At 42.5% G+C, this 15,523-nt stretch carries 14 protein-coding genes; all 14 read left to right on the forward strand.

Annotated features, from left to right (window positions below; all coding sequences use genetic code 11):
- The first annotated feature begins 116 nt into the window (after positions 1-116).
- The 14 genes from AX662_RS05385 to AX662_RS05450 all read left to right on the forward strand — a co-directional run bounded on the left by AX662_RS05385 (position 117) and on the right by AX662_RS05450 (position 15,170).
- On the forward strand, positions 117-911 hold the full coding sequence (locus tag AX662_RS05385; RefSeq protein ID WP_060971838.1) for an HAD-IIB family hydrolase: 795 nt from the start codon (positions 117-119) through the stop codon (positions 909-911).
- Positions 904-1,722, forward strand: a complete 819-nt coding sequence (locus AX662_RS05390) for a Cof-type HAD-IIB family hydrolase (protein WP_060971839.1) — start codon at positions 904-906, stop codon at positions 1,720-1,722. The genes AX662_RS05385 and AX662_RS05390 overlap by 8 nt, the downstream gene beginning before the upstream one ends.
- Positions 1,723-1,732: 10 nt before the next feature.
- On the forward strand, positions 1,733-3,106 hold the full coding sequence (gene ftsY, locus AX662_RS05395) for a signal recognition particle-docking protein FtsY (RefSeq protein ID WP_060971840.1): 1,374 nt from the start codon (positions 1,733-1,735) through the stop codon (positions 3,104-3,106).
- A gap of 234 nt (positions 3,107-3,340) precedes the next feature.
- On the forward strand, positions 3,341-3,970 hold the full coding sequence (gene gmk / locus AX662_RS05400) for a guanylate kinase (protein ID WP_002884259.1): 630 nt from the start codon (positions 3,341-3,343) through the stop codon (positions 3,968-3,970).
- A 21-nt stretch (positions 3,971-3,991) separates the two neighbouring features.
- Positions 3,992-4,306 (forward strand): DNA-directed RNA polymerase subunit omega, encoded by a 315-nt coding sequence (gene rpoZ / locus AX662_RS05405; RefSeq protein ID WP_002886855.1) that lies wholly within the window; start codon positions 3,992-3,994, stop codon positions 4,304-4,306.
- Between the two features lie 142 nt (positions 4,307-4,448).
- Positions 4,449-6,845, forward strand: coding sequence for a primosomal protein N' (locus AX662_RS05410; protein ID WP_060971841.1), 2,397 nt, complete (start codon positions 4,449-4,451; stop codon positions 6,843-6,845).
- 17 nt (positions 6,846-6,862) lie between these two features.
- Positions 6,863-7,798, forward strand: a complete 936-nt coding sequence (gene fmt, locus AX662_RS05415) for a methionyl-tRNA formyltransferase (RefSeq protein WP_060971842.1) — start codon at positions 6,863-6,865, stop codon at positions 7,796-7,798.
- Complete coding sequence (gene rsmB, locus AX662_RS05420) at positions 7,788-9,110, forward strand: 16S rRNA (cytosine(967)-C(5))-methyltransferase RsmB (RefSeq protein WP_060971845.1); 1,323 nt, start codon at positions 7,788-7,790, stop codon at positions 9,108-9,110. The genes fmt and rsmB overlap by 11 nt, the downstream gene beginning before the upstream one ends.
- A 43-nt stretch (positions 9,111-9,153) precedes the next feature.
- Positions 9,154-9,891 carry a Stp1/IreP family PP2C-type Ser/Thr phosphatase gene (locus tag AX662_RS05425; RefSeq protein WP_037604753.1) on the forward strand — a complete coding sequence of 246 codons (738 nt, stop codon included), beginning with the start codon at positions 9,154-9,156 and terminating at the stop codon, positions 9,889-9,891.
- A complete protein-coding gene (pknB, locus tag AX662_RS05430) occupies positions 9,891-11,765 on the forward strand; it encodes a Stk1 family PASTA domain-containing Ser/Thr kinase (RefSeq protein WP_060971843.1) in 1,875 nt (624 codons plus the stop codon). The genes AX662_RS05425 and pknB overlap by 1 nt, the downstream gene beginning before the upstream one ends.
- Positions 11,766-11,909: 144 nt before the next feature.
- Positions 11,910-12,668 (forward strand): potassium channel family protein, encoded by a 759-nt coding sequence (locus tag AX662_RS05435; protein WP_060971844.1) that lies wholly within the window; start codon positions 11,910-11,912, stop codon positions 12,666-12,668.
- Between the two features lie 162 nt (positions 12,669-12,830).
- Positions 12,831-13,529: a cell wall-active antibiotics response protein LiaF gene (gene liaF, locus AX662_RS05440; RefSeq protein ID WP_037603001.1), complete on the forward strand. Its 699-nt coding sequence runs from the start codon at positions 12,831-12,833 to the stop codon at positions 13,527-13,529.
- The gene (locus tag AX662_RS05445) at positions 13,526-14,536 is read left to right on the forward strand and encodes a sensor histidine kinase (RefSeq protein ID WP_002891418.1); all 1,011 of its coding nucleotides are present in this window, start codon (positions 13,526-13,528) and stop codon (positions 14,534-14,536) included. Before liaF ends, AX662_RS05445 begins: the two co-directional genes overlap by 4 nt.
- On the forward strand, positions 14,526-15,170 hold the full coding sequence (locus AX662_RS05450; protein ID WP_002891417.1) for a response regulator transcription factor: 645 nt from the start codon (positions 14,526-14,528) through the stop codon (positions 15,168-15,170). The genes AX662_RS05445 and AX662_RS05450 overlap by 11 nt, the downstream gene beginning before the upstream one ends.
- Positions 15,171-15,523: the final 353 nt, after the last annotated feature.

The raw sequence follows: 15,523 nt of genomic DNA on the forward strand, positions 1-15,523 counted from the left end.
ACTGAATTTGCAAGTAAAATGCCATATTTTCTCTAATTTCTTTGGCTTTTCCCAAACTTATATTCCTATTTTTGGTACAATAGGGGCAAGTATGTTCGACCTGAAGGGAGATTATTTTGAAAATTTTAGCAACAGATATGGATGGTACCTTTCTAGACCATCTTGGTGCCTATGACAAGGCACGTTTGGAAAACCTTTTGGATGCGTGTGAAGCTGAAGATTACGTTTTTACAGTAGCTTCTGGCCGAGCTCTCTTGGCCTTGGAGGAGCTTTTTGATGGTTTTGTGGACCGCATTGCTATTATTGCGGAGAATGGGGCCTTGGTTCAGTACAAGGGTGAAGTCCTGTTTGAGTCCAAGCTAGAACCTAAAGATTATTTAGAAATTGCAGACACGACTTTAGCCTTGCCAACTTGCGAGGGAATTCTCTTGTCGGGACGTCGTGGTGCCTATGCTCCAAACGATGCAGATCCAGCCTATCTTAAGGCCATGGAACGTTACTATGAAAATGTTATGACAACGGACCTTGAAGCGGTTACAGATGATATTTTCAAGGTAACTGCTAAGTTCCAAGGGGATACCATTATGGAACGTGGTGACTACCTCAACACGATTTTTGAGGATATGACAGCTGTGACAACTGGCTTTGATTCTATGGATATTATCCTTAAAGGTGTGGATAAGGGCTTTGGTCTTTACCATCTTTGTCAAGAGTTGGGGCGTCAAGCTTCAGATGTTGTAGCCTTTGGTGATAATCTCAATGATATGGAGATGCTGACCTTTGCTGGGCATGCGGTTGCTACGGAAAATGCCCGCGATGAGATTAAGGCAGTAGCAGATGAGGTGATTGGTCACCATAAAGATGGTGCAGTCTTTGACTACATGGAAGGATTGGTGGGCTCAGATGTCTGAGATTAAATTACTAGCCTTGGACCTAGATGGGACCCTCTTTACTAAGGATAAGCAAGTAACAGCTGAAAATAGAGCTGCTCTGAAGGCGGCAGAAGCTAAGGGAGTTCATGTGGTCATTACGACTGGTCGTCCTCTGCCAGCTATTACTCATATCTTGGAAGATTTGGGCTTGTTAGATGATAAGCACTATAGTGTGACCTTCAATGGTGGCTTGGTTCAGCGTAATAATGGGGATATCCTCATAAAGAAAGAGATGAGTCGAGAAGATTTAAAGCAGATTTATGCTGTCTTTGAACCTCTAGGGCTCCCTATGGATGTTATCAGTGATGGCATTGTCTATGGTGTGCCAAGTAAAGGCAATCATTCTCTCTATCGTCAGGCTAATCCTACCTTGACCTTCGTCGATGTGGAGAGTATTGATGACATTCCTGAAAATATCGTCTATAATAAGGTAGTTACGGTCTGTGAGGAAGCATTTTTGGATGCCCAAATTGAAAAACTACCTAAACAGCTATACCAGAATTTTGAAGTTTTTAAGTCTCGTGAGATTATCCTTGAGGTCATGCCCAAAGGAGTTCATAAAGCTGTAGGCTTGAAACTTTTGTCTGATTATCTTGCCCTTGATAAAAGTCAGGTCATGGCCATGGGAGACGAGGAAAATGACTTGACCATGTTGGAGTGGGCTGGTCTTGGTGTGGCTATGGCAAATGCTGTTCCTAAGGTTAAGGCTGTTGCCAAGGCAGTAACGACAAAAACTAATGAGGAATCTGGAGTGGCTGAGGCCATCCACAAATATATTCTAGAGAAATAAGGAGAACCAAATGGGTCTATTTGATCGATTATTTGGACAAGAGGAGAACCAGTCACAGGAAACTGTAGCAAAACAGGAAATTTCAGAAACTGAGGCTCTTGATAATCAAGACTTGTCAACAAGTGAAGAAACAAGTGAAAGTCAAGCAGAACAGCTCAGTGAGTCAGAGACTCAAGTAGAAGAGATTTCGTCTACAGAATCTGTTGAAGAAAGCGAAGTAGCGTCTGATGAAGACCTTTCTGTTGATAATCAGGCATCAAGTGAATCAGAGGGCGTATCAGAGTCAGAAGAAAGCCAAGTCGCTGTGGATAACCACTTCGCAGATGTCATGGCTGATTACTATGCTAAAAAGGCTCAGGTAGCTGCTGCTGCAGAAAAAGGTGAAACGGTTACTTTTGAGGCTGTTCAAACTCGTAAAGTTGAGGAAAAACCTGAAGAAGTTCAGGCTTCAAAAACTGAAACAGAACAAGAAAAATACAATCGTACCCTTAAGAAGACGCGTACAGGTTTTGCTGCTCGCTTGAATGAATTCTTTGCGAATTTCCGTCGTGTTGATGAGGAGTTCTTCGAAGAATTGGAAGAAATGCTGATTCTTTCCGATGTGGGTGTTAATGTTGCAACGCAATTAACGGAAGACTTACGTTATGAAGCCCGCCTTGAAAATGTCAAAAAGACTGAAGATTTGCAACGCTTGATTATCGAAAAACTTGTGGACATTTATGAGAAGGATGACGTCTATAAGGAGCAGATTAATTTCCAAGATGGTTTGACAGTCATGCTTTTCGTTGGTGTCAACGGGGTTGGTAAGACAACGTCTATCGGTAAGTTGGCGCATAAATACAAACAAGAAGGCAAAAAAGTTATGTTGGTAGCTGCTGATACCTTCCGTGCGGGAGCTGTCGCTCAGTTGGTTGAGTGGGGGCGTCGTGTTGATGTGCCAGTAGTGACCGGTGCTGAGAAGGCTGACCCAGCTTCAGTGGTCTTTGATGGTATGGAAAAGGCCCTTGCTGAGGGAGTTGACGTCCTTATGATTGATACTGCGGGACGTTTGCAAAATAAAGACAACCTTATGGCAGAGCTTGAAAAGATTGGTCGTATTATCAAGCGTGTGGTTCCAGAAGCACCTCATGAAACCCTCTTGGCCTTGGATGCCTCAACAGGTCAAAATGCGCTTAGTCAGGCTAAGGAATTTTCAAAAATCACACCTCTTACAGGTCTTGTCTTGACCAAGTTGGACGGTAGTGCCAAGGGTGGTGTGGTTCTAGCCATTCGCCAAGAGTTGGATATTCCAGTTAAGTTAATTGGTTTTGGTGAGAAAATTGATGACATTGGTGAGTTCCATTCAGAAGAATTCATGCAAGGTCTCTTGACTGGTTTGGTTTAAAAGAGTATTTAAAAAAGAGTGAGTACTGGGAAAAAGGATTCATTCTTTTTAATGGTGTCCTCACCTTGAAAAAAGTCACTTTTATTGGTAAAATAGTAAGGAAAAACGCATGCTCTGAAAAGTGAGCTGTAACTTAATCACTGAACAACCCCTAAGCCCAAAAAAGAGATGATTGTTTTCTCTTTTTTAAGGTGAGTCATAAGAAGATTTTTAATCTTAGTTTAAGGAGAAGACATGTCTGAACGTGGACTTTTGATTGTTTTTTCAGGGCCTTCTGGTGTCGGAAAAGGAACTGTTCGTCAGGAGATTTTTTCAACACCTGACCACAAATTTGAATACTCAGTATCAATGACCACACGTGCTCAACGTCCTGGTGAAGTTGATGGAAAGGATTATTTCTTCCGTTCGCGTGAGGAATTTGAAGAGCTTATTCGTAATGGCCAAATGTTGGAATATGCTGAGTATGTGGGTAACTACTACGGAACACCTTTGACTTATGTTAATGAAACCTTGGATAAAGGTATTGATGTTTTCCTTGAAATCGAGGTTCAAGGTGCCCTTCAGGTTAAGAAAAAGGTCCCAGATGCTGTCTTCATCTTTTTGACACCACCGGATTTGAACGAGCTTCAAGAACGTTTGGTTGGTCGTGGGACAGATTCTGAGGAAGTTATTGCTCAACGTATCGAGCGTGCGCGTGAAGAAATTGCTCTCATGAGCGAATACGATTATGCCATTGTTAATGACGAAGTGCCTTTGGCTGCTGAGCGTGTCAAACGTGTTATTGAAGCAGAACACTTCCGAGTTGACCGTGTGATTGGTCGCTATCGTAATATGATTTCAGAAAAGAAATTATCAGATAAATAAATTAGAAATAGGTATAGAATTATGATGTTGAAACCCTCTATTGACAAACTTTTGGATAAAGTGCCTTCAAAATATTCATTGGTTATTTTGCAAGCCAAACGTGCCCATGAATTAGCCGCTGGTGCTGAACCAACTCAAGAGTTTACGTCAGTAAAACCAACCCTTCAAGCCCTTGAAGAGATTGAATCTGGGAATGTGACTATCCACCCAGATCCTGAATCTAAACGTGAATTGGCACGTTTGAAAGTGATTCAAGCACGTCTTGCTGCTGAGGAAGAAGAACGTAAAATCAAAGAACAAATCGCTAAAGAAAAAGAAGAAGGCGATAAAATCTAAAATCAAAGTCTTGCTTTGGTTTATGAGGAGAGGGGAGCTGAGGCATAGTGTCTCAGCTTCCTTCTTTATGAAGATAATAGGCAGCTCATATTTTCTTGAGCTCGGAAGATGCTGGTCTTAAGGAAGTGACAGGAGGAAATTTATGGTTTTAGTAGCACATATTATTGTCGACGTTCCTCTGATGCAGACGGACAGACCTTATAGTTACCTGGTACCGGAAGCCATGCAAGAACAAATCGCCATCGGTATGCGGGTTCATGTGCCTTTTGGTAAAGGAAATCGTTTACTTCAAGGTTTTATTATTGGCTTGGAAGAGCAGGAAAATTTAAGAGATTTTCCTGAACTAAAACCCATCACTGAGCTTTTAGATTATGAGCCAGTGCTTAATCAGGAACAGCTGGATTTGGCTAATCAGATGCGACATACGGTCTTTTCTTATAAGATTTCCATCTTGAAGTCAATGCTACCCGGTCTCCTTAATTCGCAGTACGATAAGGTTATCATGGCAACTGATAAACTGGGTGAAGAGGAAAAAGCGACTCTCCTTCAAGGGCAGAATCATATTCTTTTCTCGCAGTTGTCAGAGGTACAACGTCAAGCCATTCCTCGTCTGGTCCAGTCTGGGCGTGTAACGGTTGATTACCTTGCTAAAGATAAGCAGAATATCAAGACTGAGAAGCACTATAGTGTTCAAAAGGGTATTCTCGAGACTTTGGCTATTTCGCAAAGGGCTAAGAAACGATTGGAGTTGCGAGACTTCTTGCTAGAAAAGAGTGAGTCTGGCAAGTTGACGGACCTCCACAAGCTTTTTTCACGAGATGTTGTTAAGTTTTTCATTGAAGCTGGTGCCTTGGTCATCACCGAAGTTGAGGTCAATCGTGCCGATAGCTACTTTGAAAAGGTAGAAAAGACAGATTTTCTTGAGCTTAATGCCCAACAGGCGCATGCGGTTGAAGAAATGACGCGCCAAATTGGACAAGGTGGCAAACCTTTCTTATTGGAAGGGGTAACGGGATCAGGTAAGACCGAGGTCTACCTGCATCTTATCGAGAGGACCTTGGCAATGGGTAAAACTGCTATTGTCTTGGTGCCAGAAATTTCCTTGACACCCCAAATGACCAATCGTTTCATTTCGCGTTTTGGGGACTTGGTGGCGATTATGCATTCAGGCTTGTCAGACGGTGAAAAATTTGACGAGTGGCGTAAGGTTAAATCTGGTCAGGCCAAGGTTGTGGTAGGAGCGCGTTCAGCTATTTTTGCTCCTTTGGACAATATCGGAGCTATCATTATCGATGAGGAACATGAGGCTACTTATAAACAAGAATCCAATCCTCGCTACCATGCTAGAGATGTGGCCTTGCTTAGGGCTAAGAGTCATGGAGCCGTGCTTGTTCTTGGTTCAGCAACACCGTCTATTGAGACTCGGGCGAGAGCTCAGAAAGGGGTTTACCATTTTCTTGAGTTGACTCAGAGGGCTAATCCTAATGCCAAAATTCCTCAGGTGGAAGTGGTGGACTTCAAGGATTTTGTGGGCCGTCAAGAGGCGAGTGATTTTACGCCACCTCTCTTAGAGAAAATCCGAGAACGCTTGGGACGTAAGGAACAAGTCGTGCTAATGTTGAACCGTCGTGGGTATTCCTCTTTTGTCATGTGTCGTGACTGTGGCTATGTGGATGATTGTCCCAACTGTGATATTTCCCTAACCTTGCATATGGATACCAAGACCATGAATTGCCACTATTGTGATTTTCAAAAAGCAATACCACATGTCTGCCCTAACTGTCAGAGCCGTCAGATTCGCTATTATGGGACTGGGACACAGAAGGCTTATGACCAATTGACGGAACTTTTGCCAGAAGCCAAAGTGATTCGTATGGATGTTGATACGACACGCAAGAAAGGGGCTCACGAGAAACTCTTGGAGGCCTTTGGAAGTGGTAAGGCTGACATTTTGCTTGGAACTCAGATGATTGCCAAGGGCTTGGATTTTCCAAATGTTACCTTGGTAGGGGTCTTGAATGCAGATACGTCGCTAAATTTACCAGATTTTCGTTCAGCTGAGCGTACCTTCCAACTGTTGACTCAGGTGGCTGGTCGTGCTGGTCGTGCTGACAAGGAAGGGGAAGTTATTATTCAAACCTATAATCCTAGTCATTATGCCATTCGGTTTGCACAGCAACAGGATTATGAAGGTTTCTACGCCTATGAAATGGGGATTCGACGTCAGTTGGCCTATCCCCCTTATTTCTATACGGTAGGAATTACGCTTTCTCACAAGGATGAAGAGTTTGTAGTTCGCAAGAGCTATGAGGTTATGGCTTATTTAAGAGAGCACCTGTCAGACAAGGTGACCTTCCTAGGGCCAACGCCTAAGCCTATTGCCCGAACACATAACCTTTATCACTATCAGATTATTATCAAATACCGTTTTGAGGATAACTTGGAAGAAACGCTTAATAGGGTCCTTGACATGACTCAGGAGCCTGAGAACAAGGACCTGCGTTTGATTATTGATCACGAACCTCAGAATTTTACCTAATCTAGAAAAGGAAGAATATGACAAAATTAGTATTTATGGGAACGCCTGCCTTTTCAGCGACAGTGCTGGAAGGACTTTTGACAGATGAGCGTTATGATATTGTCGCTGTGGTAACGCAACCAGACCGCGCTGTCGGCCGTAAAAAAGAAATCCGCATGACACCGGTCAAAGAAGTAGCCTTGGCGCATGACTTGCCAATTTATCAACCTGAAAAGTTGTCAGGTTCTGAGGAAATGGCACAACTGATGGCACTTGGTGCTGATGGGATTGTTACTGCAGCTTATGGACAATTTTTACCAAGCAAGTTGCTTAATAGCATGGATTTTTCGGTGAATGTCCACGCTTCACTCCTGCCAAAATACCGTGGTGGGGCACCTATTCATTATGCCATTATCAATGGGGATTCAGAAGCAGGTGTGACAATTATGGAAATGGTCAAGGAGATGGACGCTGGTGACATGGTTAGCCAAAAGGCCTTGCCAATTCTTGACGAGGATAATGTTGGTACCATGTTTGAAAAATTGGCCGTCTTGGGGCGTGACCTCTTGCTTGAAACCTTGCCTGCCTACATCGCTGGGGAAATCAAACCTGTTCCTCAAGATGCCAGTCAGGTAACATTTTCGCCAAATATTAGCCCAGAAGAGGAGCGCCTTGATTGGAATAAGCCGGCTCGTGACATCTTCAATCAAATCCGTGGCATGTATCCATGGCCTGTGGCCCATACCTTGCTTGATGGCAAACGTTTCAAAATTTATGAAGCGAATTTGGCAGAAGGTCAAGGACAGGCTGGTCATATTATTGAAAAAACCAAGAAGAGTTTGGTAGTTGCGACTGGCCAAGGAGCTATTTCGCTTAAGACAGTTCAACCTGCTGGAAAACCTCGTATGGCTATTGCTGATTTCCTTAATGGGGTCGGACGCAATCTTGAAGTAGGTGATGCATTTGGCCAATGATTGGAAAAAAACAGCTCGTGGACAGGCACTCGAAGTCTTAGAAGAAGTCTTCCAGGAAGGGGCCTACTCAAATATTGCTCTCAATGCACATCTGAGCAAGTCGCAGCTAACAGATAAAGACAAGGCCTTGGTGACGGAAATTGTTTACGGGACTGTAGCTCGTAAGATTACTTTGGAGTGGATTCTAGCCCATGTTATTGAGGACCGTGATAAGCTTGAACCTTGGGTTTATGACCTCTTGCTCTTAAGTCTCTATCAGCTAGCCTATTTAGATAAGATTCCAGCCCATGCAGTAGTTAACGATGCTGTTGCTATTGCCAAAAATCGTGGCAATAAAAAGGGTGCTGAGAAGCTGGTAAATGCGGTTCTTCGTAAACTATCTAGCCAGCCTTTGCCAAATCCAAGCCAGATTAAACGTGTCAATAAACGCTATTCCGTTCAGTATTCTCTACCTGTATGGTTGGTTAAAAAACTTATCGACCAGTACGGGGAAGACCGTGCCCTTGCTATTTTCCAAAGCCTCTTTGTGAGAAATAAGGCTAGTGTGCGTGTAACGGATGCGTCACGTTTGGAAGAGATAGAGGAGGCCACTGGGGCTGAGCGTTCAGTTCTATCACCAGTCGGGCTTGTTAAGTCTTCCGGTTACTTTGCTGGAACAGATTATTTTAAAGAGGGCTTGTTGACCATTCAGGATGAGACCAGTCAACTGGTTGCGCCAACTTTAGGGATTCAAGGTGAAGAAGAAATCCTGGATGCCTGTGCGGCACCTGGTGGTAAGACGGTTCATATGGCCTCTTATTTGACGAGTGGACATGTGACGGCGCTTGATCTCTATGATCATAAGCTTGCCCTTATCGAAGAAAATGCCCAACGTCTTGACCTAGCTGATAAGGTTAAGACTCAGAAACTGGATGCTAGTCAGGTACATCAAGTCTTTCCAGCTGATAGTTTTGACAAGATTTTAGTGGATGCTCCTTGTTCAGGGATTGGGCTCATTCGTCGGAAACCTGATATCAAATATAACAAGGACCTCCAAGACTTTGAGTCTCTTAAGGCTGTGCAGTTGGATATCCTATCCAGCGTTTGTCAAACCCTACGAAAAGGTGGTATAATAACATATAGTACTTGCACCATCATAGCAGAAGAAAATCAAGAGGTGATTCAAGCCTTTCTTGAGAGCCATCCTGATTTTGAGCAAGTTGCCTTAGACCATCCATGTAAAGACATCGTGGTCAATGGCTGTTTGGCAATTACCCCCGAACAGTATCTAACTGATGGTTTTTTCATCGCACAGTTGCGTAAAAAAGCTTAGGGTTACAGAGGAGGAAATGCTGACGCAAGTCAGAAAGAAAACTATGGAAATATCATTATTAACGGACATTGGCCAAAAACGGTCAAACAACCAAGATTTTGTTAATAAATTTGTCAACCAAGCTGGTGTTACCCTTGTCGTTGTTGCAGATGGAATGGGTGGACACCGTGCTGGAAATATTGCCAGTGAGATGTCAGTAACTGACCTTGGTCGTGACTGGATTAACACTGATTTTCGTGAGTTGAGTCAAATTCGTGATTGGATGATTGCTGCCATTGATGCAGAAAATCGTAAAATCTATGAACTTGGCCAAAACGAAGAATATAAGGGAATGGGAACAACTATCGAGGTTCTTGCCTTTGTTGATAATGCTGTGATTTTCGCCCATGTTGGGGATTCACGTATTGCCCTTATCCGTAATGGTGAGTATAAGCAATTGACGAATGACCACTCTTTGGTCAATGCTCTTATCAAGGCTGGTCAGTTGACCGAAGAAGAAGCAGCGGTTCACCCACAACGTAATATCATTACGCAATCTATTGGGCAAGCTGCTCCGATTGAGGCTGACCTTGGTGTCCAACAATTGGAACCAGGAGACTATATTTTGGCTAATTCAGATGGTTTGACCAATATGATTTCAGTCGAACAGATTGTTCATATTGTCAACAGCCCTGGTTTCGTCGAAGAAAAAACGAGTCGTTTGGTAGCTGCAGCCAATGAGGCTGGTGGTCATGATAATATTACCGTTGCTCTCATCAAAATAGAAAGTGAGGAAGGATAATGATCCAAGTTGGCAAATTGTTTGCTGGACGTTATCGAATCCTTAAGTCTATCGGGCGTGGTGGTATGGCGGATGTTTATCTGGCTAATGACCTGATTTTGGATAATGAAAAAGTGGCTATTAAGGTACTTCGTACCAATTACCAAACGGATCAGGTGGCTGTGGCGCGTTTCCAGCGTGAAGCGCGTGCCATGGCAGAACTCAGTCATCCTAATATCGTTGCTATCCGAGATATTGGCGAAGAAGACGGCCAGCAGTTTTTGGTGATGGAGTATGTGGACGGTTCGGACTTGAAGAAATATATTCAAGACCATGCGCCACTTTCTAACCAAGATGTTGTGCGTATCATGGGGGAGGTTCTTTCCGCCATGACTCTTGCCCATCAAAAGGGCATTATCCACCGTGACCTTAAGCCACAAAACGTTCTTTTAACTAAGGACGGTACAGCCAAGGTTACAGACTTCGGAATTGCGGTTGCCTTTGCAGAGACTAGTCTAACTCAAACGAACTCTATGTTGGGTTCTGTCCACTACCTCTCACCAGAGCAGGCTCGTGGATCGAAAGCAACTATCCAAAGCGACATCTATGCTATGGGTATTATGCTTTTTGAAATGTTGACAGGTCATATTCCTTATGATGGTGACAGTGCAGTAACCATTGCACTCCAACATTTCCAAAAGCCACTCCCATCTATTTTGGCAGAGAACCGTAACGTTCCCCAAGCCTTGGAAAACGTGGTTATTCGAGCAACAGCCAAAAAACTAGAGAATCGTTATAATAGTACTTTGGAAATGAGCCGTGACTTGGTAACGAGTTTGCATCCTAGTCATCGACGCGATGCCAAGGTAGCCTTTGATGATATGACGGATACCAAGACCTTGCCAAAGGTTGATCCAGTTCCATCTGCAAGTCTTGAGAAAAAAGCCGTTGCTGCTGAACCATCAGAGCCTACACCTGCTCCAAGTAAACAACCAAGGAAAAAAACGACACCAGCTAAGAAGAAAAAGAAGAAGAACTTCTTCTCAACCTTACTCAAGGTTTTCCTAGGACTTGTCTTTATTGGTATTATCATCTTTGCTTATTTAGTCTTTACCAATCCTGATAATGTCCAAGTACCTAATGTGGTCGGTCAGGAGTTGTCCACAGCTCAGACTAAAATTGAGGGTGCTGGATTTAAGGTAGGAGAAGTCAAAGAAGTGGAAGATGACTCTGTCGATACGGGTAAGGTTATAAAGACCGATCCTACAGCTGGAACCACACGAAAAGAAGGATCAAGCATTGATGTCTATGTTTCTTCTGGTAGTAAAGGTTTCGCTTTGAAAGACTACAAGGGTAAAAACTATAAGGATGCCATTGAGGACTTAACTTCGAATTATGGTGTTTCTGAGGACCAAATTGATATTCAGCATGTCGAAGACGACAGTGCTGAAGAGGGAGAAATCCTATCTCAAAGTCCAGGGAAAAACAAGTCTTTCAATCCTAAGGATAGTAAGGCTAAGATTAAGTTCCGTGTGGCAACTCCTAAGACAGTTACCATGCCTGATGTGACTGGTTTGACGGTTTCAACAGCGATTCAAACCTTGAATCGTAAGAATATCTCAAGTAGTAGCATCGAGTACCACGACTATAATACTGGTGCCAAATTAGATAAGGATAAGGTTCCTAGCAGTACGGAGGTCCTTTATCAAGATCCACAAGCTGGTACAAGTGTTGATGGTACAGTGATTCTCTATGTTTCGGTTGCAACAGCAAGTTCAAGTCTACAGTCAAGCTCAAGCAGTACGACACATTCGTCATCGACGAGCTCAAGTACTGATAGTACAACTTCAAGCACTGAAACCTCGACAGAGGCTACTCACACAGAACTACAATAGATTAAAAAACTTAGACATAATGAAGAGAGGTTATTTAATCTCTCTTTTTTGCTACCTAGAGATCCTGTCGATAGCCTAAAAAACCTGCTTGCCAGAGGTCAGAGATTCTTTTATAATGAAGACATCACATATAGGAGAGACGCTATGAGAAACCGTAGAAAACTGAGAAGGTACATCATTACCTACGATATTGTCATGACGGTCTTGGCCCTTATTTCCATTGGCTTAGTTATCTTTGATTTAGTTGGCTTAATTTCAATTGGAAGGCGACCTTTCAGAGTGATAGATCAGTCTATAACGCTCATCTTTGCCATTGATTATGCGATTCGTTTCTCCTTGGCACCTCGTAAGCGAATCTTTGTGAAAACACATGTCTTGGACTTGTTGGCTATCATTCCCTATAATGAAGTCTTTACCTTCCTCCGTTTTTCGAGGGTCGGTCGTTTTGCTCGGTTGGCCAAACTCTCCCGCTTAATTGGTTTGAGTAGCAAGCTCAAGCATATTTCCAATCGTATTAATCGCAGAAATGGCTTTTATTTTCTACTTTCGGTTAATAGTGTTATCATTCTTATCAGTAGTGCTGTTATTGCCCGAGTAGAACACCATAATTTTATAGATGCTATTTGGTGGTCTGTAGCAACGGTGACTACGGTTGGTTATGGAGATATCGTTCCTAAAACGCTTGTAGGTAAGGCAGTCGCTGTTATTCTCATGTTTAGTGGGATTGCCACTCTAGGGTTGTTAACTAGCTCTCTTAATAATATTTTTGTGCGGTCAGGTCGTCAGACTGAACGAAAATTAGCCGAGCTTAAGAAAGAATTAGCAGAGCAGCGTGTCATACTGGAGGAAATCAGAAGTACAGTGCTAATGATAAGAAGCAAAATGGACGATACTGACGGTTAAGATTTTTGAATGAAAGACTGTGTTTCCTGTAATGGAGGCACTTTTTTGCTTTCTTCTGCCCCTTTTCTATCTTGGTTAGTCAGTGCTCAAACTGGGTCTTTTTGTCAATTGCCTTAAAATTTGATAGAATGAAGCCTGTATACTTTTATTTGAGAGGTCCTTATGACCAAATTTAATTTTTTCTTAGTGGTGGAAGCCCTGCTTTTGACTCTGGGCCTGATTACCATTTTTAATAATGATATTACCAGTTTTATTTTCATACTGGTTTTAACCTTGTTAGCGGTTCGCTTTTTTAATAAGGAATCCAAAAGTGACTTTGTCTTGACCATCTGTTTGATCTCACTTTTTCTGGTTTCCATGTGGAATATCTATGTGGTGCTTGCGATTTTGGTGGGTGTGGCCTATGTTATGATTAACCATTTTTCACAGGTCAAGAAAAAGAATCGCTACGCTCTCATTCAATTCAAGGAAGACGACTTGGATCCTCAGGCTGTGCGAAATCAGTGGATTGGAACTCGGATGGAACCTGTCAGTGATCGTTATGACTTTGATGATATCAATATCATCCGTTTCTTTGGGACAGATGTGATTGATTTGACCCAGGTTATTGTTTCGGGGCGAGATAATGTCGTGATTTTGCAGAAACTCTATGGGCCGACGACTATCTTGGTACCAATTGATGTTTCCGTTAAACTCAACATATCGGCAATCTATAGCTCTGTCACCTTCTTCAATGAAGATGAGTACGACCTCCGTTACGAAAGATTGACCTTGCAGGGGGCGGAGTATGAACATGCTCATCGAACAGTGAAATTGATTCTCAATGTGGGAGCTGGACCAGTGGAGGTACGTCGCAAATGAAGAAACAGTACCTATTTTTGATTCTGATTTATTCAGTTGTTGTTCTGGTTGGCGTTACCCTAGTGGTTATGGATAGCTTTAACCTTAACTTTTCATTGGTTTTTGGTAATCTATCTCAGGTCTTTCATTTTCTTTTTAACATGTTTTTTGTGGTTCTGAGTTTGCTCATTTTGCTTTATATTCTTTGGGCCATTGCCAATGATAACAGTATGCGATCAGTCAATCAGGATTTGCGCCGCATTATCAATAATCAACCAGTCAAACGTCAGGGAGATATTGAGTTAGACAAGAATATGATGCGCTTATCTCATAAGATGCGTAAATTGACTAAGGACTTGCAGAAAACTGAGAATGCTCAAGCTCTTCAAAGCCGTGATATTATTAAGAAGGAACGAGGACGTATTGCTCGTGACCTTCACGATACCGTTAGTCAGGAACTTTTTGCGGCTAGTATGATTCTTTCTGGTGTCTCTCAGATGGCGGACCAGCTAAGTAAAGAAGATTTGCATAATCAAATTCAGGCGGTTGAGGCCATGCTGACGGATGCTCAAAATGATATGCGTGTCTTGCTTTTGCATCTTCGTCCGACAGAGCTTGAGAACAAGACCTTGCAAGAAGGCTTGCAGATGATTCTTAAGGAATTAACCGATAAATCCAATATCCATGTCGTCTACAAGGATATGGTTAAGAAAGTGCCTAAGCGTATTGAAAATAATCTCTTTAGGATTGCCCAAGAGTTTATCTCTAATACTCTTAAACACGCCAAGGCTAGCCAGATAGAGGTTTATCTCTATCAAAATAGTCAGGAAATTCAATTGAAAATGTTGGATAATGGTGTTGGTTATGATTTAAATGCGTCGACTGACGAGATGAGTTATGGACTGAAAAATATCCAGGAGCGTGTCGATGAAATGGCGGGAACTGTGCAGTTCCTATCTGCTACAGGTAAAGGAACATCTATTGATGTTCGTGTGCCGATATTAAGAGGAGAAGACAATGTCGAATAAGATAAATGTGATTTTGGTCGATGACCATGAGATGGTCCGTTTGGGCCTTAAGAGTTTCCTGAATCTCCAAGGAGATGTCGAAGTGGTTGGAGAAGCGAGCAATGGCCGAGAAGGTGTTGACCTTGCCCTGGAACTTCGTCCAGATGTCGTCGTAATGGACCTTGTCATGCCTGAATTAGATGGTGTTCAAGCGACTTTGGAATTGCTCAAAGAATGGCCAGAAGCCAAGATTTTGGTTTTGACTAGCTATTTGGACAATGAAAAAATTTATCCAGTCATTGAAGCTGGTGCTAAAGGTTATATGCTTAAAACTAGCAGTGCGGCAGAGATTCTCAATAGTATCCGTAAGGTTTACCGTGGTGAAGAAGCTATCGAAACAGAGGTGGACAATAAGATTAAATACCACGATAGCCATCCGGACCTACACGATGACTTAACGGCACGTGAACGTGATATCCTGGCACTTTTGGCTAAGGGTTATGACAATCAGACCATTGCTAACGAGCTATTCATTTCATTGAAAACCGTTAAAACTCACGTGTCTAATATCCTAGGAAAACTCAATGTTGATGACCGTACTCAGGCTGTTGTTTATGCCTTTAGACATCATTTGGTTTCACAGGATGATGAATAAAGTTATCAACTAACCTTGTTATTTAGAGGCTAGGGAGAGTTATCATAATTCTTACCCCTTACTCGGATTTTGCAAGTCAAATCTTTTGACTTTATTTCTAGCAAAACATATAATGAAATTATCCTAAAACTTTTCTTTTTTCATATGAGGTTGAAGCGACCTCATATCATCTATCTAAGTTCGCTTAGATGATGAAATCTCCTAACTCCTAGCAATCGGTATTTCCGGTTGCTTTTTTTGAAAAAAGTTTAAAAAAGTGTTGACAGCCAACTAGTTTTTCTGTAGAATAATAAGAGTCTTTTGGGGTATAGCCAAGCGGTAAGGCAAGGGACTTTGACTCCCTCATGCGTTGG

Origin of the sequence: Streptococcus sp. CCH5-D3, assembly GCF_001556435.1 — a bacterium.
Lineage (GTDB): Bacteria > Bacillota > Bacilli > Lactobacillales > Streptococcaceae > Streptococcus.

Coding starts and splice junctions, on each gene's coding strand:
- AX662_RS05390 (WP_060971839.1), top strand. CDS start 904: ATGTCTGAGATTAAATTACTAGCCTTGGACCTAGATGGGACCCTCTTT.
- ftsY (WP_060971840.1), top strand. CDS start 1,733: ATGGGTCTATTTGATCGATTATTTGGACAAGAGGAGAACCAGTCACAG.
- fmt (WP_060971842.1), top strand. CDS start 6,863: ATGACAAAATTAGTATTTATGGGAACGCCTGCCTTTTCAGCGACAGTG.
- AX662_RS05410 (WP_060971841.1), top strand. CDS start 4,449: ATGGTTTTAGTAGCACATATTATTGTCGACGTTCCTCTGATGCAGACG.
- liaF (WP_037603001.1), top strand. CDS start 12,831: ATGACCAAATTTAATTTTTTCTTAGTGGTGGAAGCCCTGCTTTTGACT.
- AX662_RS05450 (WP_002891417.1), top strand. CDS start 14,526: ATGTCGAATAAGATAAATGTGATTTTGGTCGATGACCATGAGATGGTC.
- AX662_RS05425 (WP_037604753.1), top strand. CDS start 9,154: ATGGAAATATCATTATTAACGGACATTGGCCAAAAACGGTCAAACAAC.
- AX662_RS05445 (WP_002891418.1), top strand. CDS start 13,526: ATGAAGAAACAGTACCTATTTTTGATTCTGATTTATTCAGTTGTTGTT.
- rpoZ (WP_002886855.1), top strand. CDS start 3,992: ATGATGTTGAAACCCTCTATTGACAAACTTTTGGATAAAGTGCCTTCA.
- pknB (WP_060971843.1), top strand. CDS start 9,891: ATGATCCAAGTTGGCAAATTGTTTGCTGGACGTTATCGAATCCTTAAG.
- gmk (WP_002884259.1), top strand. CDS start 3,341: ATGTCTGAACGTGGACTTTTGATTGTTTTTTCAGGGCCTTCTGGTGTC.
- AX662_RS05435 (WP_060971844.1), top strand. CDS start 11,910: ATGAGAAACCGTAGAAAACTGAGAAGGTACATCATTACCTACGATATT.